At 63.4% G+C, this 22,637-nt stretch carries 20 protein-coding genes; 9 read left to right on the top strand and 11 right to left on the bottom strand.

What is annotated here, in order from left to right:
• Positions 1 to 9 precede the first annotated feature (9 nt).
• The 5 genes from RAC97_RS09680 to RAC97_RS09660 form a co-directional block, all read right to left on the bottom strand.
• Positions 10 to 1,242 (bottom strand): electron transfer flavoprotein subunit alpha/FixB family protein, encoded by a 1,233-nt coding sequence (locus RAC97_RS09680; RefSeq protein ID WP_379671466.1) that lies wholly within the window; start codon positions 1,240 to 1,242, stop codon positions 10 to 12.
• The gene (gene dgcB, locus RAC97_RS09675) at positions 1,242 to 3,194 is read right to left on the bottom strand and encodes a dimethylglycine demethylation protein DgcB (RefSeq protein ID WP_379671465.1); all 1,953 of its coding nucleotides are present in this window, start codon (positions 3,192 to 3,194) and stop codon (positions 1,242 to 1,244) included. Before dgcB ends, RAC97_RS09680 begins: the two co-directional genes overlap by 1 nt.
• 47 nt (positions 3,195 to 3,241) lie before the next feature.
• On the bottom strand, positions 3,242 to 5,302 hold the full coding sequence (gene dgcA, locus RAC97_RS09670) for a dimethylglycine demethylation protein DgcA (protein ID WP_379671464.1): 2,061 nt from the start codon (positions 5,300 to 5,302) through the stop codon (positions 3,242 to 3,244).
• A 15-nt stretch (positions 5,303 to 5,317) separates the two neighbouring features.
• Complete coding sequence (locus tag RAC97_RS09665; protein WP_379671463.1) at positions 5,318 to 5,848, bottom strand: DUF5943 domain-containing protein; 531 nt, start codon at positions 5,846 to 5,848, stop codon at positions 5,318 to 5,320.
• Positions 5,849 to 5,925: 77 nt separating this feature from the next.
• Entirely contained in the window at positions 5,926 to 6,903 is a 978-nt protein-coding gene (locus RAC97_RS09660) for a dipeptidase (RefSeq protein ID WP_003257506.1), read from the bottom strand.
• A gap of 285 nt (positions 6,904 to 7,188) precedes the next feature.
• Here RAC97_RS09660 and RAC97_RS09655 point away from each other — a divergent pair, with 285 nt between their 5' ends.
• Positions 7,189 to 7,593, top strand: a complete 405-nt coding sequence (locus RAC97_RS09655) for a lysozyme inhibitor LprI family protein (RefSeq protein ID WP_379671462.1) — start codon at positions 7,189 to 7,191, stop codon at positions 7,591 to 7,593.
• Between the two features lie 204 nt (positions 7,594 to 7,797).
• Here the strand turns inward: RAC97_RS09655 and RAC97_RS09650 are convergent, their stop codons facing one another.
• Positions 7,798 to 8,733 carry a GlxA family transcriptional regulator gene (locus RAC97_RS09650; protein WP_379671461.1) on the bottom strand — a complete coding sequence of 312 codons (936 nt, stop codon included), beginning with the start codon at positions 8,731 to 8,733 and terminating at the stop codon, positions 7,798 to 7,800.
• Positions 8,734 to 8,880: 147 nt separating this feature from the next.
• Here RAC97_RS09650 and choX point away from each other — a divergent pair, with 147 nt between their 5' ends.
• From choX to RAC97_RS09630, 4 genes are all read left to right on the top strand, one after another.
• Complete coding sequence (gene choX, locus RAC97_RS09645; protein WP_379671460.1) at positions 8,881 to 9,825, top strand: choline ABC transporter substrate-binding protein; 945 nt, start codon at positions 8,881 to 8,883, stop codon at positions 9,823 to 9,825.
• 132 nt (positions 9,826 to 9,957) lie between these two features.
• Positions 9,958 to 10,842 carry a 3-keto-5-aminohexanoate cleavage protein gene (locus RAC97_RS09640; RefSeq protein WP_379671459.1) on the top strand — a complete coding sequence of 295 codons (885 nt, stop codon included), beginning with the start codon at positions 9,958 to 9,960 and terminating at the stop codon, positions 10,840 to 10,842.
• 25 nt (positions 10,843 to 10,867) lie between these two features.
• Positions 10,868 to 11,833, top strand: a complete 966-nt coding sequence (locus tag RAC97_RS09635) for an L-carnitine dehydrogenase (protein ID WP_379671458.1) — start codon at positions 10,868 to 10,870, stop codon at positions 11,831 to 11,833.
• A gap of 10 nt (positions 11,834 to 11,843) precedes the next feature.
• Complete coding sequence (locus tag RAC97_RS09630; RefSeq protein ID WP_379671457.1) at positions 11,844 to 12,317, top strand: thioesterase family protein; 474 nt, start codon at positions 11,844 to 11,846, stop codon at positions 12,315 to 12,317.
• Between the two features lie 2 nt (positions 12,318 to 12,319).
• Here RAC97_RS09630 and RAC97_RS09625 read toward each other — a convergent pair whose 3' ends face one another.
• A complete protein-coding gene (locus RAC97_RS09625) occupies positions 12,320 to 13,873 on the bottom strand; it encodes a reprolysin-like metallopeptidase (RefSeq protein WP_379671456.1) in 1,554 nt (517 codons plus the stop codon).
• Positions 13,874 to 14,204: 331 nt separating this feature from the next.
• Here RAC97_RS09625 and RAC97_RS09620 point away from each other — a divergent pair, with 331 nt between their 5' ends.
• Positions 14,205 to 14,462 (top strand): hypothetical protein, encoded by a 258-nt coding sequence (locus RAC97_RS09620; protein WP_379671455.1) that lies wholly within the window; start codon positions 14,205 to 14,207, stop codon positions 14,460 to 14,462.
• Between the two features lie 73 nt (positions 14,463 to 14,535).
• Here the strand turns inward: RAC97_RS09620 and RAC97_RS09615 are convergent, their stop codons facing one another.
• Together RAC97_RS09615 and RAC97_RS09610 are read right to left on the bottom strand one after the other, a co-directional pair.
• Positions 14,536 to 15,642 carry a GlxA family transcriptional regulator gene (locus tag RAC97_RS09615; protein WP_054886700.1) on the bottom strand — a complete coding sequence of 369 codons (1,107 nt, stop codon included), beginning with the start codon at positions 15,640 to 15,642 and terminating at the stop codon, positions 14,536 to 14,538.
• Between the two features lie 393 nt (positions 15,643 to 16,035).
• Entirely contained in the window at positions 16,036 to 17,412 is a 1,377-nt protein-coding gene (locus tag RAC97_RS09610; protein ID WP_379671454.1) for an L-serine ammonia-lyase, read from the bottom strand.
• A gap of 446 nt (positions 17,413 to 17,858) precedes the next feature.
• Here RAC97_RS09610 and RAC97_RS09605 point away from each other — a divergent pair, with 446 nt between their 5' ends.
• The 3 genes from RAC97_RS09605 (at position 17,859) to choV (ending at position 20,950) form a co-directional block, all read left to right on the top strand.
• Positions 17,859 to 18,854, top strand: coding sequence for a choline ABC transporter substrate-binding protein (locus RAC97_RS09605; protein ID WP_379671453.1), 996 nt, complete (start codon positions 17,859 to 17,861; stop codon positions 18,852 to 18,854).
• A 72-nt stretch (positions 18,855 to 18,926) separates the two neighbouring features.
• Positions 18,927 to 19,775: a choline ABC transporter permease subunit gene (choW, locus tag RAC97_RS09600; protein ID WP_379671484.1), complete on the top strand. Its 849-nt coding sequence runs from the start codon at positions 18,927 to 18,929 to the stop codon at positions 19,773 to 19,775.
• Positions 19,772 to 20,950 (top strand): choline ABC transporter ATP-binding protein, encoded by a 1,179-nt coding sequence (gene choV, locus RAC97_RS09595; RefSeq protein ID WP_379671452.1) that lies wholly within the window; start codon positions 19,772 to 19,774, stop codon positions 20,948 to 20,950. Before choW ends, choV begins: the two co-directional genes overlap by 4 nt.
• Positions 20,951 to 21,106: 156 nt before the next feature.
• On the opposite strand, the gene hisF is transcribed toward choV, so the two are convergent.
• Both hisF and hisA read right to left on the bottom strand, forming a co-directional pair.
• Positions 21,107 to 21,877: an imidazole glycerol phosphate synthase subunit HisF gene (hisF, locus tag RAC97_RS09590; RefSeq protein ID WP_379671451.1), complete on the bottom strand. Its 771-nt coding sequence runs from the start codon at positions 21,875 to 21,877 to the stop codon at positions 21,107 to 21,109.
• 10 nt (positions 21,878 to 21,887) lie between these two features.
• The gene (gene hisA / locus RAC97_RS09585; protein ID WP_275635842.1) at positions 21,888 to 22,625 is read right to left on the bottom strand and encodes a 1-(5-phosphoribosyl)-5-[(5-phosphoribosylamino)methylideneamino]imidazole-4-carboxamide isomerase; all 738 of its coding nucleotides are present in this window, start codon (positions 22,623 to 22,625) and stop codon (positions 21,888 to 21,890) included.
• Between the last annotated feature and the right edge of the window lie 12 nt (positions 22,626 to 22,637).

Here is a 22,637-nt window from a genome sequence, read left to right as displayed (position 1 = left end):
CTAGTGCCCTTATGCCGCGTCGCGCTGGCCGGCGCTGCGGAAGTTGTCCACAGCGTCGATCAGGGCCTGGAGAATCGCCGAGCTGTCGCCTATCACCGACAGGTCGGCGCGTTTGATCATGTCGCAGCCGGGATCCATGTTGATCGCCACCACCTTGTCGCAGGCGCCGATGCCTTGCAGGTGCTGGATCGCCCCCGAGATACCCACGGCCACATAGACCCGCGCTGTCACCCAGGTACCCGTGGCGCCCACCTGACGGTTGCGCGGCATGAAACCGTCGTCCACCGCCACCCGCGAGGCGCCTTCGGTGGCGCCGAGGGCGGCGGTTGCCTTGTGGTACAAGTCCCAGTCTTTGACACCATTGCCGCCGGAGACAATGAACTCCGCCTCGGCCATCGCGATACTGGCCGGGTCCACGGCCACCGAGCCGAGGTCTTCGATACGCGAAAGGCTGCGCGCCACGCGTGTGGACAACTCTACCGGCAGGGCTTCGTGTCGCGTTTCGCTGACCGGCTCGGCACATTCCGCCGCCCCCAGAATCAGACGCGGAACGGTGCGTTGCAGGTCTTGCTGGCCCGCACCGGCTCGGCCGATGCACTGGCCATCCTTGACCTGCCACACTCGCGTGGCCGGGCGCTCGCCCAGGGCCGCGCCCAGGCGGCGGCCCAGTTCGCCGCCACCGGTGCGGCTGTCCGGCAGCAACCAGTGACGCGGTGCGAACTGGTTATCCACAGCGCGCAGGCCCTGTACCCACTGCTCCGGTGCATAACCCAGGTACTGCTCGCCTTCGATGACCAGCAGGCGGTCGACCCCGGCGCTGGAGAAGCTGCTTTCCTTGTGCTCGCCGAAGACGATCGCCAGCACGGCACCGTCGTTGCCCGCCAGGCTGTGGGCCAGGCCCAGCAGATCGCGGTCGTGGCTGCCCAGGCGACCACCCACCATGTCCGGCACCACTGCGATGTAGAACGCAGGTTCCGCCACTTGGTGCAGTGGCAACTGCACTTCAGCCGCCGCGCTGCGCCGCCCGCCCACGCCGGTACCCTGCTGGGCGCCGCTGCGGTCGATACGCTTGAGCCCGGCCGGGCCGATGAAGCCGGCCGCCAGCGCGTGGGGGTTCTTGCGCATGAGCCCGTTGGGGCCCATCCAACTGGTTTGTTGCGTCTGCATGGCCGCATGCAGCGGGTGCAGGCGGTTGCGGGCGATCCACTCGGCGCGCGGGTCGCGGCGGATGATGTCGCTCATCAATGCACCTCCGCAGGTTCACGTTTGGCTACCGGCGACTTTCCCGCCGCCGGGGCTTGGTCCTCGATCAGCACATCGGCCACCAGCTCGGCGAGGTCCTTGATCTGCGGGCGCGGTTCGACCACGCCTTCGAGCATCGCGGTGCACTGCGGGCAGCCCACGGCGACCAGTTCGGCCTCGGTCTCGCGAATATCGTCCATGCGCATGTCGGGAATACGCTGCTTGCCAGGGATATCGGTGATCGGCGCGCCGCCACCGCCGCCGCAGCAACGTGACCGGAAGCCCGAACGCTGCATCTCGCGCACCTCGATACCCAGCGCCTTGAGCACCTCGCGCGGGGCTTCGTACTCGCCGTTGTAGCGGCCCAGGTAGCAGGGGTCGTGGTAGGTGACGCTGCCACCCTTGTGCTGGCCGAGGTTGAGCTTGTTGGCGGCGATCAGTTCGGCGATGTAGGTGCTGTGGTGCTGCACCTGGTAGTCACCGCCCAGGGCGCCGTACTCGTTCTTCAACACGTGGAAGCTGTGCGGGTCGCAGGTGACGATGCGTTGGAACTTGTACTTGGCCAGGGTCTGGATATTGCGCCTGGCCAGTTGCTGGAAGGTCGCTTCGTCGCCCAGGCGGCGCGCCACGTCGCCGCTGTCGCGTTCTTCCAGGCCGAGCACGGCGAAGTCCACGCCCGAGGCCTTGAGCACTTTCACGAAGGCACGCAGGGTGCGCTGGTTGCGCATGTCGAAGGCGCCGTCGCCGACCCAGAACAGCACCTCGGTGCGCTTCACCTCCGCCAGCAAGTTCAGGTTCAGGTCGGCTGCCCAGTTCATCCGGCCACCGGGGTTGAAGCCGCCGGGGTTGTCGGTGGCGATCAGGTTGTCCAGTACCTCGGCGCCCTTGTTCGGGGTCGCGCCCTTTTCCAGGGTGAGGTGGCGGCGCATGTCGACGATGGCATCGACGTGCTCGATCATCATCGGGCATTCCTCGACGCAGGCGCGGCAAGTGGTGCATGACCACAGCGTTTCGGCATCGACCAGGCCATTGACGATGGGCTGGTGTGGGTGGCCGCTGTGCTCGCCGATCGGTTTTCCTGGATATGGACTGCCAGCGAACTTGGCGTCGCTGCCACCGGCCAGGCCGATGACCATGTCCTGGATGAGTTTCTTCGGGTTCAGCGGCTGGCCAGCGGCGAACGCCGGGCACATGGCCTCGCACTTGCCGCACTGCACGCAGGCATCGAAGCCGAGCAGTTGGTTCCAGGTGAAGTCCACCGGCTTTTCCACGCCCAGCGGCGCGTTCGGGTCTTCCAGGTCCAGCGGCTTGAGGCCGGTGGAGCGGCCACCGCCAAAGCGTTCTGCACGGCGGTGCCAGGCCAGGTGCAGGGCACCGACGAAGGCGTGCTTCATAGGCCCGCCCCAGGTCATGCCGAAGAACAGCTCCGACACACCCCACAGCACGCCCAGGCCGAGGATACCGACCATCACCCAGCCGCCACTGTTGGCAGGCAGGATGCCGGCCACGGGCAAGGTAGCGATGAAAAAGGTGGCGGCGAACACCAGCAAGCTTTTCGGCAGGCGCATCCAGGGGCCTTTGGACAGGCGCGCAGGCGGGTTCAGGCGACGTTTGAAGACAAAGATCGCGCCGCTGAACATGATCACCGTGGCCACCAGCAATGCGTAGCCAAGGATCTGGCTCTGCAGGCCGAAGCCATGCACCAGGATCGCCAGCACCGCCGAAAGCACGAAACCGCCGGCCGTGGCCACGTGGGTGTTGGACATGTATTTGTCGCGCTCGACCACATGGTGCAGGTCCACCAGGTAGCGGCGCGGCATGGCCAGCAGGCCACCGAGCAGGTCGACCTTGGACGCCCGGCCCCGGCGCCACATGCGCACCCGGCGTGCGGCACCGAGCACGGCGAGTGCAAGGGCAGCGAACAGCAGGATGGGTAGAAGGGTGTTCAACATGGGAGGCTCCCACAGGGGCCGCGCCCGGTGGCGACGACTTGTATCGATCAGAAATCCTTGCACAACCGCAAGGCGTCATAGATCGCCGCATGCACGTTACGCTGGGCCACGCAGTCGCCAATGCGGTACAGCAGGTAGCCCTCACCCGGCTGGCCGAGGATCGGCTGAGGCTGGATCGCGAACAGCGCCTCGATGTCGATCTGGCCCTTGTTGCGCGAGCCTTCCTTGAGCGCGTAGTACAGCGCTTCGTCAGGACGCACGCCGTTCTCCACCACCACCTGGTCGACCACGCGCTCTTCCTTGGCGCCGGTGTATTCGTTCTCCAGCACCGCCACCAGCTTGTCGCCCTCGCGGTAGACCTTTTCCAGCATCATGTCGCCGGTCATGATCACTTCCTTGGGGTACACACTGCGGTAGTAGGTCGGGAAGGTGGTACCGCCCATGGCCACGCCCGGCTTGATGTCGTCGGTGACGATCTCCACCTGCGCGCCCTTGTCGGCCAGGAAGTCTGCGGTGGACATACCGGTGAATTCGCAGATGGTGTCGTACACCAGCACGTTCTTGCCCGGCGCAACCTTGCCATCGAGCACGTCCCAGCTGCTGACTACCAGCCCTTCGGCTGCGCCCCAGTGCTCGTTCTGCTCGACGAACGGGTGGCCGCCTACGGCCAGCACGATCACGTCCGGACGCAGGTCCTGGATGGTGTCCACATCCGCTGCGGTGCCCAGGCGCAGGTCGACCTTCAGGCGCGCCAGCTCCAGCTGGTACCAGCGGGTGATACCGGCGATCTGGTCACGCTGCGGCGCCTTGGACGCCGTGGTGATCTGCCCGCCGATCTGGTCTTTCTTCTCGAACAGGGTCACGTCGTGGCCACGTTCCGCAGCCACGCGGGCGGCCTCCATGCCGGCAGGGCCTGCGCCCACCACTACCACCTTGCGCTTGGGCCCGGTGCTTTTCTCGATGATGTGCGGCACGCCCATGTATTCACGGGAGGTCGCGGCGTTCTGGATGCACAGTACATCCAGGCCCTGGTACTGGCGGTCGATGCAGTAGTTGGCACCGACGCACTGCTTGATCTGGTCGACCTGGCCCATCTTGATCTTGGCGATCAGGTGCGGGTCGGCGATGTGCGCACGGGTCATGCCCACCATGTCGACGTAGCCGCCTTCGAGGATGCGCGTGGCCTGGTTCGGGTCCTTGATGTTCTGCGCGTGCAGCACCGGGACCTTGACCACTTCCTTGATGCCCGCCGCCAGGTGCAGGAACGGCTCCGGCGGGTAGCTCATGTTGGGAATGACGTTGGCCAGGGTATTGTGGGTATCGCAACCCGAGCCCACCACGCCGATGAAATCGATCATGCCGGTAGCGTCGTAATACGCGGCGATCTGCTTCATGTCCTCGTGGCTCAGGCCATCGGGATGGAATTCATCGCCGCAGATACGCATGCCCACGCAGAAGTCGTCACCCACCTCTGCGCGCACGGCCTTGAGCACTTCCAGGCCGAACTTCATGCGGCCTTCGAAGCTTCCGCCCCATTCGTCGGTGCGCTTGTTGACCCGCGGGCTCCAGAACTGGTCGATCATGTGCTGGTGCACGGCCGACAGCTCGACACCATCCAGGCCACCTTCCTTCGCCCGGCGCGCAGCCTGGGCATAGTTGCCGATCACCCGCCAGATCTCTTCCACTTCGATGGTCTTGCAGGTGGCGCGGTGTACCGGCTCGCGGATACCCGACGGCGACATCAGGGTCGGCCAGTTGAAACCGTCCCAGCGCGAGCGACGGCCCATGTGGGTAATCTGGATCATGATCTTGGCGCCATGCTTGTGCATGGCGTCGGCAAGGTTCTGGAAGTGCGGGATGATCCGGTCGGTCGACAGGTTCACCGAGGCCCACCACTGCTGTGGGCTGTCAATGGCCACCACCGACGAGCCGCCGCAGATGGCCAGGCCGATGCCGCCCTTGGCCTTCTCTTCGTAGTACTTCACGTAGCGGTCGGTGGTCATGCCGCCGTCGGTCGCGTAGACCTCCGCGTGCGCGGTGCTGAGCACACGGTTGCGGATGGTCAGCTTGCCGATCTGGATCGGCTGGAACATTGCTTCGAATGCCATGACGCAGTCTCCGGCTTACAACGGCTTCGTAATGAACAGGCCATCTTCGTGGCCTTCTTCGGAGCCACCGTAGACCTGCTCGGCCACGGTGCGAATCGAGCTGCCACGGGCCGCGAGAATCTGGTCCATGGCCCCGGCGAACCAGCCGGTGAACATGTAGTCGACCTTGCGCCCGCACTTGCCATACACGTACACGAACGCCGAGTGCTTGAGCTTGACGCTGCAGGTGCCCTTGTCCAGGTCGATGTCCTGGATCTCGAACAGGCCCCAGCCGCGCTGGCTCAGGCGTTTCATGTAGTGCTCGAACACCGCCACGCCTTCCAGACCATGGCACTCGGCTTCTTTTTCACACCAGTGCCAGGCGGACTTGTAGCCGGCCTTGTAGAGGATCTCGGCATAGGCGTCGGCGCCCAGCACTTCCTCGATGCCGATGTGGTTGTTGACGAAGAAATGGCGCGGCACGTACAGCATCGGCAGGGCGTCGGAGGTCCAGACACCGGTTTCGCTGTCGACTTCGATTGGCAATTGCGGGGCGATCTTGGCCATGGAAACTCAACTCCAGAAAATTTTGTGTTTGGATGCCCCAGCGTTGCTGGCAAGGGCTTGCAGGCTTGGAGAGCGGCTTACTCGCCCCAGACGTCTTTCAAGACGTTGACCCAGTTCTCGCCCATGATCTTGCGCACCACGCGTTCGGAGTGACCGCGCTTGAGCAGGGTTTCGGTGAGGTTGGGGAATTCGCCGACGGTGCGAATGCCCAGCGGATTGATGATCTTGCCGAAGTTGGTCAGGCGACGGGCGTAGCCCTTGTCGTGGGTCAGGTACTCGAAGAAGTCCTGGCCGTGGCCCTGGGTGAAGTCGGTGCCGATACCGATGGCGTCTTCACCGACGATGTTCATGGTGTACTCGATGGCCTCGGCATAGTCGTCGATGGTCGAGTCGATGCCCTTGGCCAGGAACGGCGCGAACATGGTCACGCCAACGAAGCCGCCGTGGTCGGCGATGAACTTCAGTTCCTCATCGGACTTGTTGCGCGGATGCTCTTTCAGGCCCGAAGGCAGGCAGTGGGAGTAGCACACCGGTTTTTTCGATTCGAGGATGACTTCCTCGGAGGTCTTGGAACCGACATGGGACAAGTCGCACATGATGCCCACGCGGTTCATCTCGGCGACGATTTCGCGGCCAAAGCCCGACAGCCCGCCGTCGCGCTCGTAGCAACCGGTGCCCACCAGGTTCTGGGTGTTGTAGCACATCTGCACGATGCCCACGCCCAGTTGCTTGAACACGTCCACGTAGGCGATCTGGTCTTCGAAGGCGTGAGCGTTCTGGAAGCCGAAAAGGATGCCGGTCTTGCCCAGTTCCTTGGCCTTGCGGATGTCGGCGGTGGTGCGCACCGGCATCACCAGGTCGCTGTTGTCGCGAATCAGCTTCTGGCTGGCGGCGATATTGTCGACGGTGGCCTTGAACCCTTCCCATACCGACACGGTGCAGTTGGCAGCGGTCAGGCCGCCTTTGCGCATGTCTTCGAACAGCTCGCGGTTCCACTTGGCGATGATCAAGCCATCGATGACGATGCTGTCGGCGTGTAGTTCGGCTGGGCTCATCAGGCGGTCCCCTTTTATCGAGTTATGCCGCGCCAAATCGTGTGTCGGCGCTTTGGGGCCAGCATATGCCTGTGGCAGGGGGCGTCCCGATGCAAAAACGACAGGGGGTTTGCCGAAAGCGTCAATGGGCGATGTGGGCTCTGCGCCAGGGGTTGCGCTAATGAGAGTGGCTCTCGATAAGACCCTTATCCGCACTGTATGAACTTTTTGTCAGAGAGCTATACGTCCTGCGCGCGGCTGAGCGAGAATCGCCAGCGACTCGACCGCTCGCTCAGGAGAAACCGGATGAAATCAAAGGCATGGCTGGCCCTGCTGGCTGTCGTGGCCCTCGGTGCCCACGCCTCGGAGGAAGAAAGCACGCCCTGCGACAATGTCGAGACCGAGCAACAGGAATACGCCTGTGCGGCCTATAACAGGCAGGAGGCCGAGCGAGGCTTGAAAGATGCGTTCGACGAACTGGTGCAGCGTGTGCACGACCAGTATGCCGATGATGAGGCAAAGGCCAAGTCGCTTATAGACAAGCTTCATGCGGCGCAGGAACTGTGGACGAAGCTGCGCGACGCTGACTGCAGGGTGGAGACCTTTGCCGAGAAACCTGGCAACAAGGCTTTCGAGGCGGCAGGCAATGCCTGTTTTGCGCAGCGTAGCGATGAGCGCTCGGAATACCTGCAGTCGATCGGCCAGCGGTGAGTACGGCGCTGCCCCGCGAGCCTGGGTAAATGGCTCGCAGGGCAGGTCCATGGTTATTTTTTGTAAGGTATGACACCGCGAGGATTCCCGCCAGCCCAGCTGAGTAGCGAACCGACTTCAAACCCTGTGGCAGGTTGGGTGTCGGGTTCTCGAGAAGTCGGCGAACTTCGAAGCTACCGGTGTAATTGCCGTTGAATGAACTGACTAATTCCGTCGATCTTCTCTCGGACAACACGCAAACCGGCCCCGATAACGTCGGGAGAAGTACGAGGCCGACTCGAACCCGCACGCGATACCTACTTCCAAGACACTCATGTCGCTCTGGCGTAATAGCTGGCGCGCCTTGTCCAGACGTAGCCGGAGGTAAAAACCGCTGGGCGTGTCTCCCAGGTGCAAGCGAAACAACCGTTCCAGCTGCCTACGGGTAACCTGCACGCCATCGGCCAGCACCTGGGTATCGAGCGGTTGCTCGGTGTTGCGCTCCATCTCGCCGATCACCTTCACTAGCTTCTTGTTGCTGATGCCATAGCGGTTGGCGATCTGCATGCGCTGGTGGTCCTGGCGCGGACGGATTCGCCCCAGTACGAACTGCTCCGACACCTGGATCGCCAGCTCGCTGCCATGGGCCTGGGCGATCAGGTCGAGCATCAGGTCGATCGACGCGGTGCCGCCCGCGCAGGTGATGCGCCGACGGTCGATCTCGAACAGCTCCTGGGTTGCCTGCAACCTGGGATAGCGCTCCTTGAACGCTTCCAGCGCCTCCCAGTGCAAGGTCGCCCGGTAGCCATCGAGCAGCCCTGCCTCGGCCAGCACCATCGCCCCCGTGTCGATCCCTCCCAGCGTCATGCCGTCATGGTCGAGCCGACGCAGCGCATGCTGCAACGCCGAACCGAACCCGGCCAGCGGCTCGAACCCCGCCACCACCAGCAGCATGCCGGCGCGCTCGGCCTCGGCCAGCGCGCCGTCGGCGTTCACCGACATGCCATTGCTCGCCTGCACCGCGCCGCCATCCAGGCTCAGCACGCGCCAGCGATACAGCGGGCCGCGAAAACGGTTGGCCACGCGCAGCGGCTCCACGGCGCTGATGAAGCCAATCGCGGAGAAGCCAGGCAACAACAGGAACTGGATGGTTTCAGGCATTGCGTGCTCCGCAGGCAAGGTGGTCGCTTGCGTGCCATTCTTGGTCGCCAGCGTGCGATTTCCTACTGTGCCACCGGCGTAACTTTTTGAACACGGCCCGTAGAGGCCGGCCCCCATAACAATACGTTCTGCCGATGGAGAGCCACCATGCAACGCTTTATCCGCCGCAGTCTGTTGTCCCTCGCTCTGAGCTCCACCCTGATTTCCCCTGTGTTCGCCGCCGAGCCCGCCGAATGCAAGAACGTGCGCCTGGGCGTGGTCAACTGGACCGACGTGATCGCCACCAGCGCCATGGCGCAAGTGCTGCTCGAAGGCCTGGGCTACCAGGTCAAGCAGACCAGCGCTTCGCAGCAGATCATCTTCGCCGGTATCCGCGACAAACGCCTGGACATGTTCCTGGGCTACTGGAACCCGCTGATGACCCAGACCATCACCCCGTTCGTCGACGCCAAGCAGGTCAAGGTGCTCGACAAGCCCAGCCTGGAAGATGCGCGCGCCACGCTGGCAGTTCCCACCTACCTGGCCGACAAGGGCCTGAAGAGTTTCGCCGATATCCAGAAATTCCAGAAGGAACTGGGCGGCAAGATCTACGGCATCGAGCCGGGCTCGGGCGCCAACACCCAGATCAAGGAAATGATCAAGAAGGATCAGTTCGGCCTGGGCAAGTTCCAGCTGGTCGAGTCCAGCGAAGCAGGCATGCTGGCTGCGGTCGACCGCGCCGTGCGGCGCAAGGAAGCGGTGGTGTTCTTCGGCTGGGCGCCGCACCCGATGAACGTGAACATCGAAATGACCTACCTGGAAGGCAGCGAAGGCGCCCTGGGCCCGGATGAAGGCAAGGCCACGGTCTGGACCGTGACCGCGCCGGACTATGCCCAGAGCTGCCCCAACGCCAGCCGCCTACTGGCCAACCTGACCTTCAGCGCCGAAGCCGAGAGCCGCATGATGCAGCCGCTGCTCGACCACAAGGACCCGCTGGAGTCGGCCCGCCAGTGGCTCAAGGACCACCCGCAGGACAAGGCTCGCTGGCTCGAAGGCGTCACCACCCTCGATGGCAAGCCGGCGGCTGAGAACATCAAGCTCACCGCCAACTGATACGCCCCTTCGCGGGCAAACCCGCTCCCACATGACTGCACAACACTCAGGATCGGTGCAGATCCTGTGGGAGCGGGTTCACCCGCGAAAAAGACAACACCGCCCCCAAAGACATGCCTGAAGGATTTGCCCATGAACCATGACGTCATCATCACCTGCGCACTGACCGGTGCCGGCGACACCGTCGCCAAGAGCCACCTGGTGCCGGTGACCCCGAAGCAGATAGCCGACGCCGCCGTGGAGGCCGCCAAGGCCGGTGCCACGGTCGTCCACTGCCATGTCCGCGACCCCGAGACCGGGCGCTTCAGCCGTGACGTGAACCTGTACCGCGAGGTGATGGAGCGTATCCGCGAGGCCGACGTGGACATCATCGTCAACCTCACCGCCGGTATGGGCGGCGACCTGGAGATCGGCCCGGGCGAATCGCCCATGGAGTTCGGCGCCGCTACCGACCTGGTCGGCCCGCTGGAGCGCCTGGCCCACGTCGAAGCCCTGCTGCCGGAAATCTGCACCCTGGACTGCGGCACCCTCAACTTCGGCGACGGCAACGCCATCTACGTTTCCACCCCCGCGCAACTGCGCGCCGGGGCCAAGCGCATCACCGAGCTGGGTGTGAAGGCCGAACTGGAAATCTTCGACACCGGCCACCTGTGGTTCGCCAAGCAGATGATGAAAGAAGGCCTGCTCGAAGACCCACTGTTCCAGCTGTGCCTGGGCATCCCTTGGGGCGCGCCGGCCGACACCACCACCATGAAGGCGATGGTCGACAACCTGCCGGCCAATGTCACCTGGGCAGGCTTCGGCATCGGCCGCATGCAGATGCCGATGGCCGCCCAGGCGGTACTGCTCGGCGGCAACGTGCGCGTGGGCCTGGAAGACAACCTGTACCTGGACCGCGGCGTGCTGGCCAGCAACGGCCAGTTGGTCGAGCGCGCGGTAGAGATCATCTCGCGCCTTGGCGCCCGCGTGCTTACCCCTGCCGAAGGCCGGGCAAAAATGAACCTCAAGCGCCGCTAAGCCTTACTTTCAGGAGTTGCACGCAATGTCCTTCATCACCGAAATCAAAACCTTCGCCGCCCTGGGTAGTGGCGTGATCGGCAGCGGCTGGGTGGCCCGCGCCTTGGCCCACGGCCTGGACGTGGTCGCCTGGGACCCAGCTCCCGGCGCCGAGCAGGCCCTGCGCAAGCGCATCGCCAACGCCTGGCCAGCCCTGGAAAAACAAGGCCTGGCCCCAGGCGCGGCGCAAGATCGCCTGACGTTCGTGGCCACCATCGAGGAATGCGTGCGCGACGCCGACTTCATCCAGGAAAGTGCCCCAGAGCGTCTGGAGCTGAAGCTCGACCTGCATGCCAAGATCAGCGCCGCGGCCAAGCCCAACGCTATCATCGGCTCCAGCACCTCGGGCCTGCTGCCCAGCGAGTTCTACGAGTCATCCAGCCACCCTGAGCGCTGCGTGGTCGGCCACCCCTTCAACCCGGTGTACCTGTTGCCGCTGGTGGAAATCGTCGGCGGCAAGAACACCGCCCCCGAGGCCATCGAAGCCGCGAAAACCATCTATACGGCTCTGGGCATGCGCCCACTGCACGTACGCAAGGAAGTGCCCGGCTTCATCGCCGACCGCCTGCTCGAAGCGCTGTGGCGCGAGGCCCTGCACCTGGTCAACGACGGCGTGGCCAGCACGGGCGAAATCGACGACGCGATCCGTTTCGGCGCCGGCCTGCGCTGGTCGTTCATGGGCACCTTCCTGACCTATACCCTGGCCGGTGGCGATGCCGGCATGCGCCACTTCATGTCGCAGTTCGGCCCGGCGCTGAAACTGCCCTGGACCTACCTGCCCGCGCCGGAACTGACCGACAAGCTGATCGACGACGTGGTCGACGGCACCAGCGAGCAACTGGGCGAACGCAGCATTACCGCGCTGGAGCGCTACCGCGACGACACCCTGCTGGCCGTGCTGGAAGCGGTGAAGAACAGCAAGGCCAAGCACGGCATGGCGTTCGGCGACTGAGGAGGCGACGATGCCCGCACTGATTACCTACCGCACCCCAGTCCAGGAGGACTGGGTCGACTACAACGGGCACCTGCGCGACGCCTTCTACCTGCTGATTTTCAGCTACGCCACCGACGCATTGATGGAGCGTATCGGCCTGGATGCCGACAGCCGTGGGCAAAGCGGCCACTCGTTGTTCACCCTGGAGGCGCACATCAACTACCTGCACGAGGTGAAACTCGGCACCGAGGTGTGGGTGCAGACGCAAATCATCGGCTTCGACAAGAAGCGCCTGCACCTCTACCACACGCTACACCGCGAGGGTTTCAGCGAAGCCCTCTCGGCGAGCGAACAGATGCTGCTACACGTGGACCTGGCGGGGCCGAAGTCGGCGCCGTTCAGCGAGCGCAGCGGGCAGTTGCTGCAAGGGTTGGTGGATACGCAAAGTGACCAGCCCCACGCGGAGTTCGTTGGCCGAGTAATGGGGCTGCCACAGCGTTAGCCTCACTCATCCTGTATATGAGTCACCGCACCGTTCATGGGGTAGCCCTTGGCGGTGCGGGTCAACCCCTCAGGCAGGCCGCCTTGTACGTCAAGGTTCCTGACCTCGAAATCACCTTGGTAAGCGCCCGAGAAACAGCGGTTGCGCGAGTCGTCGGCATTGCGCACGCAGAGCTTGTGCCCCGACCTGAAATTACTGACCTTCAGCGAGTAAGGGCTGCCCATCACCGAACGGCAATAGGTGTCGCCCACCGCCACTAGCTTGTTGCGTTGAAGATAAAGCTTGCAACTGTTACCCGAGAAGTTGCTTCGCTCATACAACGTGACCAAAGGTACGGTGCTGGGTGCCGGATAGGTGTTTTCCACACCCTCCCGGCGCTCATTGATGGTACGCACGACATCATGGTGCTCGGGCGTACCTATCCGAATGCCTTGGTAGTAAAGGTTTGGGCTGGAGAAGTAGGGAATCGAGCCCCAGGTGGTCACCATGCGGGTGTGAAACTTCGGCAATTCATGCTGGTATCCGTGGTGGTAGCCTGGTGACGTTCCGTTCCAACCGTGCGCCGCGCCCAGATGATGCCCAAACTCATGGGCCAGGGTTTCCCAGCTCCCAATGATCGAATAGCCCCCCCCGGCGACTTGGCCACCTGTGCCCGGGTATGAGGTGTACAAACTCACCAGGTCGGCCAACAGGTATTGGCGCATGCGCACCACTTCCTGGTTCAGCGCTCGGCCCGGTGTCTTGAAGTCATCGAACTGTTGAACGCCGGTCTTCGTACCTTCCTCGTAGTCAGAGTCGACACTCCCCGCCATCTCGAATGTCACCGGAACCCGCGAATTGATCATCACCTGGTTGGCGTCCTGCATCGCAGCCGCCAGGTTCGCCTGGTAATTAGGGGTTTTCATGCGCCGTTCCTTGGTGGTGAAGAACAGCACGCGGATGGTGCTATGCGCCGACTTCGGCGTCTTGGCAGCAGCGGCTTGCTTGAGCACCTCGCTCAGTTCCGGCTCGCTTTCGGAAGGGCCTTTGGAGGCGTCAAGCTTGACCAGCACATGCTGCCCAGCGCCGACGTACGCCAAGCGATAAGCCTGGCCATCGACATTGATGCTTCCGACGATCTGGTCGCCGTTGCGCACCAGCGAAACCCAGGTGAACGGGTCGAAATCAACCTCACCTGGGGAGGTTTTCTGGTCAGGCTGCTTCAGCACATCGCCCACCCAGCCCTCCATGCCCGGAGCGGGCGGGTCGGCTCGTCTGAGCCGGAAGGTCACGGCCTTGCCTTGGCTTAGCGGCACTCGCAACGTCTTGGTGGACGGGCTGATCGATGCGGCATTGACCTTGACCACCTGCACTTGCGCGCTTGCCGGGTCGCTGAGCAACGCTTGCAGTTGCGGGTAGATACCTGAGCTTCCCTGAAGCGCTTGCAGGTCGTGGTCACCCGCAAGCTCGAAGAGTATCCCCGTAGAAGCGCTCGTAGGCTCGGATGCGTTGGCGGCACCTGCGGCGCACAGCGCTACCAACAGCATGGCTGGAATCGTCCCTGATCTTGTGTTCATGAGCTCACCTCAATGTGCTTGAAGCCCACATTTAGGTGGCGTCTTGCAAACGTCGCAACTGACAAAAATGTCAGTGCCGACACAAAAAAACCCCGGAAAGCCGTGAGCTACCGGGGTGCGAGAGCGAGCAACATCCACTGTGCCTGAATGAGGGTGACCAAGCCCTCGGGTGCGGTGAATGACTTCAGTGTGCACGCTCCCCTGTCTTGCGATTTAGCCGGAAGCGACCTGTTCTTAGCCAAAGCAGCCATCGCGACATTCTGTAGTTGCCGGGCTGTTGGCTTGGTCACAGAATCGGTTGCAGACCACAGCAGCGAGAAGGATAAAAACCATGATGCATGCGGATTTGATTGACCAGGACGACCTCGCCGGCCAACTGCGCGCGCGCGGTTTCGACATTCCTGCCGGGGCCAGTGCCGAGCAGGCATGTGAAACGGTGGTACGCGGTTTGACCGAGCCCAACGCAAGGGCGTTGAAAGGCATGGTCGAGCAGATGTACACCGGCAGCGCCACCATTCTTCCAGCCGTGCGCCAGGCCATCGACAAGCAACTGCTGCCAGCCCTGGCGCAGTTCAACAGCCGCCCCTGATACCGGTTCACCGCATTCCTGTAGGAGCGGGCCCGCTCCTACAGGCTCACCATCGCTCTCGGGAACGGCTCGTTCAGAGCCTCACGCTGGCAAAGGTCGACTCGTTGCGTGCCTGGCTCAGCGCCGCCATTGGCCCACTGTGCGGCGACAACGTCATGGCCTGGGGAATCGGCATCATCGCTACCTGCTGGGCAGTGTTGGAGCCCACGCGCTCGTCACGCGGCGGAATGCCGAAGTACTCGCGGTAGCACTTGGAGAAGTGCGGCGTTGAGACGAACCCACACACCGATGCCACTTCGATGATCGACATCGGCGTCTGCTTGAGCAACTGCCGTGCGCGAATCAGGCGCAGCTTCAGGTAGTAGCGCGACGGCGAGCAATGCAGGTACTTCTGGAACAGGCGCTCGAGCTGCCGACGCGATACCGACACATACACCGCCAGCTCGTCCAGGTCGATCGGCTCTTCCAGGTTGGCCTCCATCAGCGCGACGATTTCCTGCAGCTTGGGCTGGTTGGTACCGAGCATGTGCTTGAGCGGCACGCGCTGGTGGTCCTGCTCGTTGCGGATGCGCTCGTAGACGAACATCTCCGAGATTGCCGCCGACAGCTCGCGGCCATGGTCGCGGCTGATCAGGTGCAGCATCATGTCCAGCGGCGCGGTGCCGCCAGAGCTGGTGAAGCGATTGCGGTCGAGCGTGAACAGGCGGGTGCTCATGTTCACCCGCGGGAAGGCCTCCTGCATGGCCGCCAGGCATTCCCAGTGCACGCTGCAATCGAAGCCATCGAGCAGTCCGGCGCAGGCCAGCGCCCAGCTGCCTGTGCACACCGCGCCAAGCCTGCGCGACTGACGGGCCTGGGCCTGCAGCCAGGTCACATGCTCGCGGGTAACGGTGCGCTGGATGCCCACGCCGCCGCAGACGATCACCGTGTCGATCGGCGGGGCGCTGTGCATGGCCGCGTCCGGGGTGATCTGCAAACCATCGCTGGCCCACACCTGGCCGCCGTCGACGGTCAGGGTATGCCAGCGGTACAGCTCGCGGCCCGAAAGCTGGTTGGCCATGCGCAGCGGCTCGACCGCAGACGCCAGGGAAATGAGGGTGAAATTGTCCAGCAGGAGAAAGCCGATGGACTGGGGGGCTGTGCGGTTCTGGGTTGGGTTCCCGGAGGTGTACGACGTCATCGCGGTTTCTCCTCACACAAATGCAGGGCGTGCCTCAGGCGGGCACCGTTTTTCTTGTAATTGCCCCAGTTCGTATGCAGGGGCTTTGCCAATCTCAACGCAAACGCCGTGCCGGAAGTTGAACGGCCATCCAAAAAAAACCAAAAACGACGTTGCCACTCGTCTTGTAGGGCTTTTCCTGGAGTGTTGTGCGCTTGGCGCAAAGCGCCGTGCCAGCGCCGTTGCCTGTCACTGCTGAGCAATTCGGTAGCACTTGTGGGAAGGTTGCCCAGAAACGACATTCTTGAGTGTCACCGACAATGACACCTCTGGTAGCGACACCCGACCGCCGGTCGACGGGGGCCTGCGCGCCAAAAAGTGGCATGGCACCGCAGACGGTGCCAAACCGGCGCATCAGCACTCGATGGCGTTGACCGCAAGGCCGCCGCGCGAGGTCTCTTTATACTTGTCGTGCATGTCGGCGCCGGTATCGCGCATGGTGCGGATCACCTGGTCGAGGGAAATGAAATGCTCGCCGTCGCCACGCAGGGCCATCTGCACGGCGTTGATCGCCTTCACCGCAGCGATGGCGTTGCGCTCGATGCATGGCACCTGCACCAACCCGCCGACCGGGTCGCAGGTCAGCCCCAGGTTGTGTTCCAAAGCAATTTCGGCGGCGTTCTCCAGCTGCGCCGGGGTGGCGCCGAGCACTTCGGCCAGGCCGGCAGCCGCCATGGCACAGGCCGAGCCGACCTCGCCCTGGCAACCGACCTCGGCCCCGGAAATGGACGCATTCTTCTTGCACAGGATGCCCACTGCCGCCGCACCGAGGAAGAACTCCACCACGTTGGACTCATCCACAACGTCGGAGAAACGCATGTAGTAGTGCAGCACCGCCGGAATGATGCCCGCCGCGCCGTTGGTGGGCGCGGTGACCATGCGTCCGCCTGCGGCATTCTCTTCGTTGACCGCCAGGGCATACAGGTTGACCCATTCCATGGCACTCATGGTCGAGCCGATCACGTTGGGCTTGCCCAGTTCCTGCAAACTTCGGTGCAGCTTGGCCGCGCGGCGGCGCACATTGAGCCCGCCGGGCAACGTGCCTTCGTATTTCAGGCCGTTGTTCACGCATTCCTGCATGGCGTCCCAAAGCTTGAGCAGGCCAGCGCGGATCTCGGCATCGCTGCGCCAGACCCGTTCGTTGGCCATCATCAATTGCGACACACGCATGTCGTTTTGCTTGCACAGCCGCAGCAGTTCGGCGGCGCTGTTGAAATCGTAGGGCAGCACGGTCTGGTCGGCGTCCAGCACGCCACTGGCAGCCTGCGCCTCATCGACCACGAAGCCGCCGCCGACCGAGTAGTAAGTGTCGCGGTGCAGCTCGCCGTGGCCGCCTTCGGCGATCAAGGTCATGGCATTGGGGTGGTACGGCAGGTTCTCGTCCAGCAGCAGCATGTCGCGGGCCCAGACGAATTCGATGGGCAGGCGCTTGTCGAGCTGCAAGGTGTTGGTTTCGCGCAGGTCGGCGATGCGTGGGCTGATCTGCGTGGGGTCTATCGAGTCCGGCCATTCGCCCATCAAGCCCATGATGGTGGCGTTGTCGGTGCCATGGCCGACGCCCGTGGCCGACAGCGATCCATACAGGCGCACTTCGATACGTCGTACCTGCTCCAGCTCGCCGCGTTCACGCAGGCCCTGGACGAACAGCGCCGCAGCGCGCATGGGGCCGACGGTGTGCGAGCTGGAAGGCCCGACACCGATCTTGAACAGGTCGAACACGCTGATGGCCATTGTCGAATCACCTCTTGATGGGCTTGTCTGCACAGGCCGTGTAGCGGCGCTTGCAGGTGCTAGGCTGTTACCGGCGAGCTGCCGTGAATGAGCGCATCATCAGGCTTTTACCCCGCCCCACGCCGTCTGCAACCGACGTACTTTTGTCCAGCCGCGCCCTGCTGAACCCGGCCTCGCTTGGCCGTTTTTCGCTGCGGGTGGGACGCAAAGTGCGGGCCTGGGAGGTGGAAAACACCATATGCGACATTGCCCGTACTGGATGCGACCTGTCCTGCACTGGTTACGACCCTACCAGTAGGCGATTGCCCAACGCTGGTGGATTATCGAAAGCGACTCGTATTGCACGGCCTCGCAACCTGCCCTCTGCAGGCCCGGTCGAACGGTAGCCCGAAGAAGGCCCGGCGGCCCCCGCGAACCCGAAGAAAAAATCACAGGAGTCCTCACCTATGAAAGGTTCACCCTCGCTGTTGCTGGGTTTCGTACGAAAAGTTCCTGCGCAGCGACTTTTCGCACACACCCTGGTTGCGTTGCTCGCTGCACCGTTGCTGGCCCAGGCAGCGGAGCCCGAACAATGTCAGACGGTCCGCTTCTCGGATGTCGGCTGGACCGACATCACCGTGACGACGGCCACGACCAGCGTCGTGCTCGAAGCCCTGGGCTACAAGACCCACACCACCATGATCTCGGTGCCGGTGACCTACAAGTCGCTGGCCAGTGGCAAGGATCTGGATGTGTTCCTCGGCAACTGGATGCCGACCATGGAGAACGACATCAAGCAGTACCGCGATGCCGGTACGGTCGAAACCGTGCGCGCCAACCTGGAAAACGCCAAGTACACCTTGGCCGTGCCCCAGGCGCTGTATGACAAGGGCCTGAAGGATTTCGCCGACATTTCCAAGTTCAAGAAGGAACTGGACGGCAAGATCTACGGCATCGAGCCGGGCAACGACGGCAACCGCACCATCCAGAGCATGATCGACAAGAACGCCTTCGGCCTGAAGGACGCCGGCTTCAAGATCGTGCAGTCGAGCGAGGCCGGCATGCTGTCGCAGGTCGACCGGGCACAGAAGCGCGGTGAAGCGATCGTGTTCCTCGGCTGGGAACCGCACCCGATGAACACCCGCTTCAAGATGCAGTACCTCACCGGTGGCGATGAATTCTTCGGCCCTGAACTGGGCAAGGCGACTGTCTTGACCAACACCCGCAAGGGCTATGCACAGGAGTGCAGCAACGTCGGGCAACTGCTGAAGAACCTGTCGTTCGAGCTCAAGGACGAAAGCACCATGATGGGCTACGTCCTGGACGACAAGATGAAGCCCGACGCTGCCGCCAGGAAGTGGCTCAAGGACAACCCAGGCAAGCTCGATGCGTGGCTCGCCGGGGTGACCACCGTCGACGGCAAGCCAGGCCTGGAGGCGGCCAAGGCCAAGCTGGCGCAGTAGCTGTAGGCACTACCGCGGGGCGAGACCGTGCTCGCCCCGGACTGATTTCAATCTTGCAGGTGGAAGCTCGCTATCATGCTTATCGATCAGAAAATACCCCTGGGGCAGTACATCGCCTCATTCGTCGAATGGTTGACCCAGAACGGCGCCGATTACTTCGATGCAATCGCCCAAGGCCTGGAATTCATGATCCATGGGGTCACCAGCGCCCTGACCTGGTTCAACCCCTACGTACTCGTCGCCCTGTTCGCCGCCCTGGCACACCTGATCCAACGCAAGTGGGCACTCACCGTCTTCGTCGCCTTGTCGTTCCTGCTGATCCTCAACCTGGGGTACTGGCAGGAAACCATGGAAACCCTCGCGCAAGTCACCTTCGCCACCGTGGTCTGCGTGGCCATCGGCGTGCCGCTGGGCATCGTCGCCGCGCACAAGCCGATGTTCTACACCGCCATGCGCCCGGTGCTGGACCTGATGCAGACGGTCCCCACCTTCGTCTACCTGATCCCCACCCTGACGCTGTTCGGCCTGGGCGTAGTGCCGGGGCTGATTTCCACCGTGGTGTTCGCCATCGCGGCGCCCATCCGCCTCACTTACCTGGGCATCTGCGACGTGCCGCAGGAACTGCTGGACGCCGGCAAGGCCTTCGGCTGCTCGCGCCGCCAGTTGCTGACGCGCATCGAACTACCCCACGCCATGCCAAGCATCGCCGCTGGCGTCACCCAATGCATCATGCTGTCGCTGTCGATGGTGGTGATCGCCGCCCTGGTGGGCGCCGACGGCCTGGGCAAACCCGTGGTCAACGCACTGAACACCGCCGACATTTCCCTGGGCTTCGAGGCAGGCCTGGCAATCGTGCTGCTGGCAATCATGCTCGACCGTATCTGCAAGCAACCGGAACTGCCGGCAAGGAGTGAAGCATGAGCATCATTCGCTTCGAAGATGTCGACGTCATCTTCTCCAACAAGCCACGCGAGGCCCTGAGCCTGCTCGACCAGGGCAAGACCCGCGAGGAAATCCTCAAGCAGACGGGCCTGGTGGTCGGTGTCGAGAAGGCCAACCTGGAGATCAACAAGGGCGAGATCTGCGTACTGATGGGCTTGTCCGGCTCGGGCAAGTCGAGCCTGCTGCGCTGCATCAACGGCCTGAACACCGTCAGCCGCGGCAAGCTGTTCATCGAGCACGAAGGCAAGGACATCGACGTCGCCCACTGCACCCCGGCGGAGCTGAAGATGATGCGCACCAAGCGCATCGCCATGGTTTTCCAGAAGTTCGCCCTGATGCCCTGGCTGACGGTGCGCGAGAACATCAGCTTCGGTCTGGAAATGCAGGGCCGCCCCGAGAAGGAGCGGCGCAAGCTGGTGGACGAGAAGCTGGAGCTGGTGGGCCTGACCCAGTGGCGCAACAAGAAGCCCGACGAACTCTCTGGCGGCATGCAGCAGCGCGTGGGCCTGGCCCGGGCGCTGGCGATGGACGCCGACATCCTGCTGATGGACGAACCGTTCTCGGCCCTCGACCCGCTGATCCGCCAGGGCTTGCAGGACGAGTTGCTGGAGCTGCAACGCAAGCTGAGCAAGACCATCGTGTTCGTCAGCCACGACCTGGACGAAGCGCTAAAGCTCGGTAGCCGCATTGCCATCATGAAGGACGGGCGGATCATCCAGTACAGCAAGCCCGAGGACATCGTGCTGAACCCGGCCGACGACTATGTGCGTACCTTCGTCGCTCACACCAACCCACTGAACGTGCTGTGCGGCCGCAGCCTGATGCGCAGCCTGGACAACTGCAAGCGCATCAATGGCTCGGTCTGCCTGGACCCAGGCGGCGATTCCTGGCTGGACCTTGGCGAGGGCAACTCGATCAAGCGTGCGCGCCAAGGCCAGAACGGCCTGGACCTGCAAGCCTGGGCGCCGGGGCAGGATGTGGAAGAACTGGGCCGGCTGCCGACCCTGGTGAATGCCGATATCGGCATGCGCGAGGCGTTGCAGATTCGTTATCAGACCGGCAACAAGCTGGTGTTGCAGGACAACGACAAGGTGGTGGGTATTCTCGGGGATACCGAGCTCTATCACGCGTTGCTCGGCAAGAACCACGGGTAATGCCATTGGGGCCGCTGCGCGGCCCTCAAGGAATACTCCATACCCGCGAACCGGGGCGTAAAGCCCCGGCCATACACCGCGTTGGATTCTTCGCGGGTAAACCCGCTCCCACAGGTGCTTTGTCGCTCCTGAGAGCAGTGGGGGCCTGCAGGTTTATCAACGAACGACGATCCCGCGCGAAGCCATGTAGGCCTTGGCCTCCGGCACGGTGTATTCGCCGAAATGGAAGATGCTCGCCGCCAGCACCGCGCTGGCATGCCCCTCCAGGATTCCGTCGGCCAGGTGCTGCAGGTTACCCACGCCACCCGAGGCAATCACCGGGATCCCCAGCGCATCGCTGATGGCCCGCGTCACGCCCAGGTCGAAGCCATTCTTCATGCCGTCCTGGTCCATGCTGGTCAACAGGATCTCCCCAGCCCCCAGGCCTTCCATCTTCTTCGCCCACTCCACGGCATCCAGACCGGTCGGCTTGCGCCCGCCGTGGGTGAAGATTTCCCAGCGCGGCGCCTCGCCCGGCCCGGAAACCTTCTTCGCATCGATGGCCACGACGATGCACTGCGAACCGAAGCGCTGCGCAGCTTCGCCGACGAACTCCGGGTTGAACACAGCCGCGGTGTTGATCGACACCTTGTCGGCACCGGCGTTGAGCAGGTTGCGGATGTCCTGCACGGTACGCACGCCACCGCCTACGGTCAGCGGAATGAAGACCTGGCTGGCCATGCGCTCGACGGTATGCAGGGTGGTGTCACGGCCATCGACGCTCGCGGTGATGTCGAGGAAGGTGATTTCATCGGCACCCTGCTCGTCGTAACGGCGGGCGATTTCCACCGGGTCGCCGGCATCGCGGATGTTCTCGAACTTGACGCCCTTGACCACCCGGCCGTTGTCCACGTCCAGGCAAGGGATGATGCGCTTGGCCAGTGCCATGTGTCGGTCCTCAGCCTTGGTAGTTGTCGCAGAAGGCCTGGGCCTCGGCGACGTCGAGGGTGCCTTCGTAGATGGCACGACCGGTGATGGCGCCGATGATGCCTGGGGCCTTGGCATCCAGCAGGGCCTTGATGTCGCCCAGGTTGTGGATGCCGCCGGACGCGATCACCGGAATCGACGTGGCCTCGGCCAGGGCCTTGGTGAAGGGCACGTTGCAGCCCTGCATCATGCCGTCCTTGGCGATGTCGGTGTAGACGATCGCCGAGACGCCATCGGCCTCGAAACGCTTGGCCAGGTCGATGACCTGTACCGAGCTGACCTCGGCCCAGCCGTCGGTGGCGACGAAGCCGTCTTTGGCATCCAGTCCGACGATGACCTTGCCCGGGAAGGCCTTGCACGCCTCGGCGACGAATTCCGGCTGCTTGACCGCCTTGGTGCCGATGATCACGTAGCTGACGCCGGCCTTCACATAATGCTCGATGGTTTCCAGCGAGCGGATGCCGCCGCCGATCTGGATCGGCAGGTGCGGGTAGCGCTTGGCGATGGCGGTAACCACCTCGCCGTTGACCGGCTGGCCTTCGAAGGCGCCGTTCAGGTCGACCAGGTGCAGGCGGCGGCAACCACCCTCGACCCACTTGGCGGCCATGCTCACCGGGTCGTCGGAAAACACAGTGGAGTCTTCCATGCGGCCTTGGCGCAGGCGTACGCAGGCACCGTCCTTGAGATCGATAGCGGGAATAATCAGCATCTTGGGAACCTG

It is taken from the genome of Pseudomonas sp. LS_2 (assembly GCF_042709235.1).
Classification (GTDB): Bacteria; Pseudomonadota; Gammaproteobacteria; order Pseudomonadales; family Pseudomonadaceae; genus Aquipseudomonas.
Note: the sequence above shows the minus strand (reverse complement) of the source record. Positions and strands in the feature narration are given on the sequence as shown.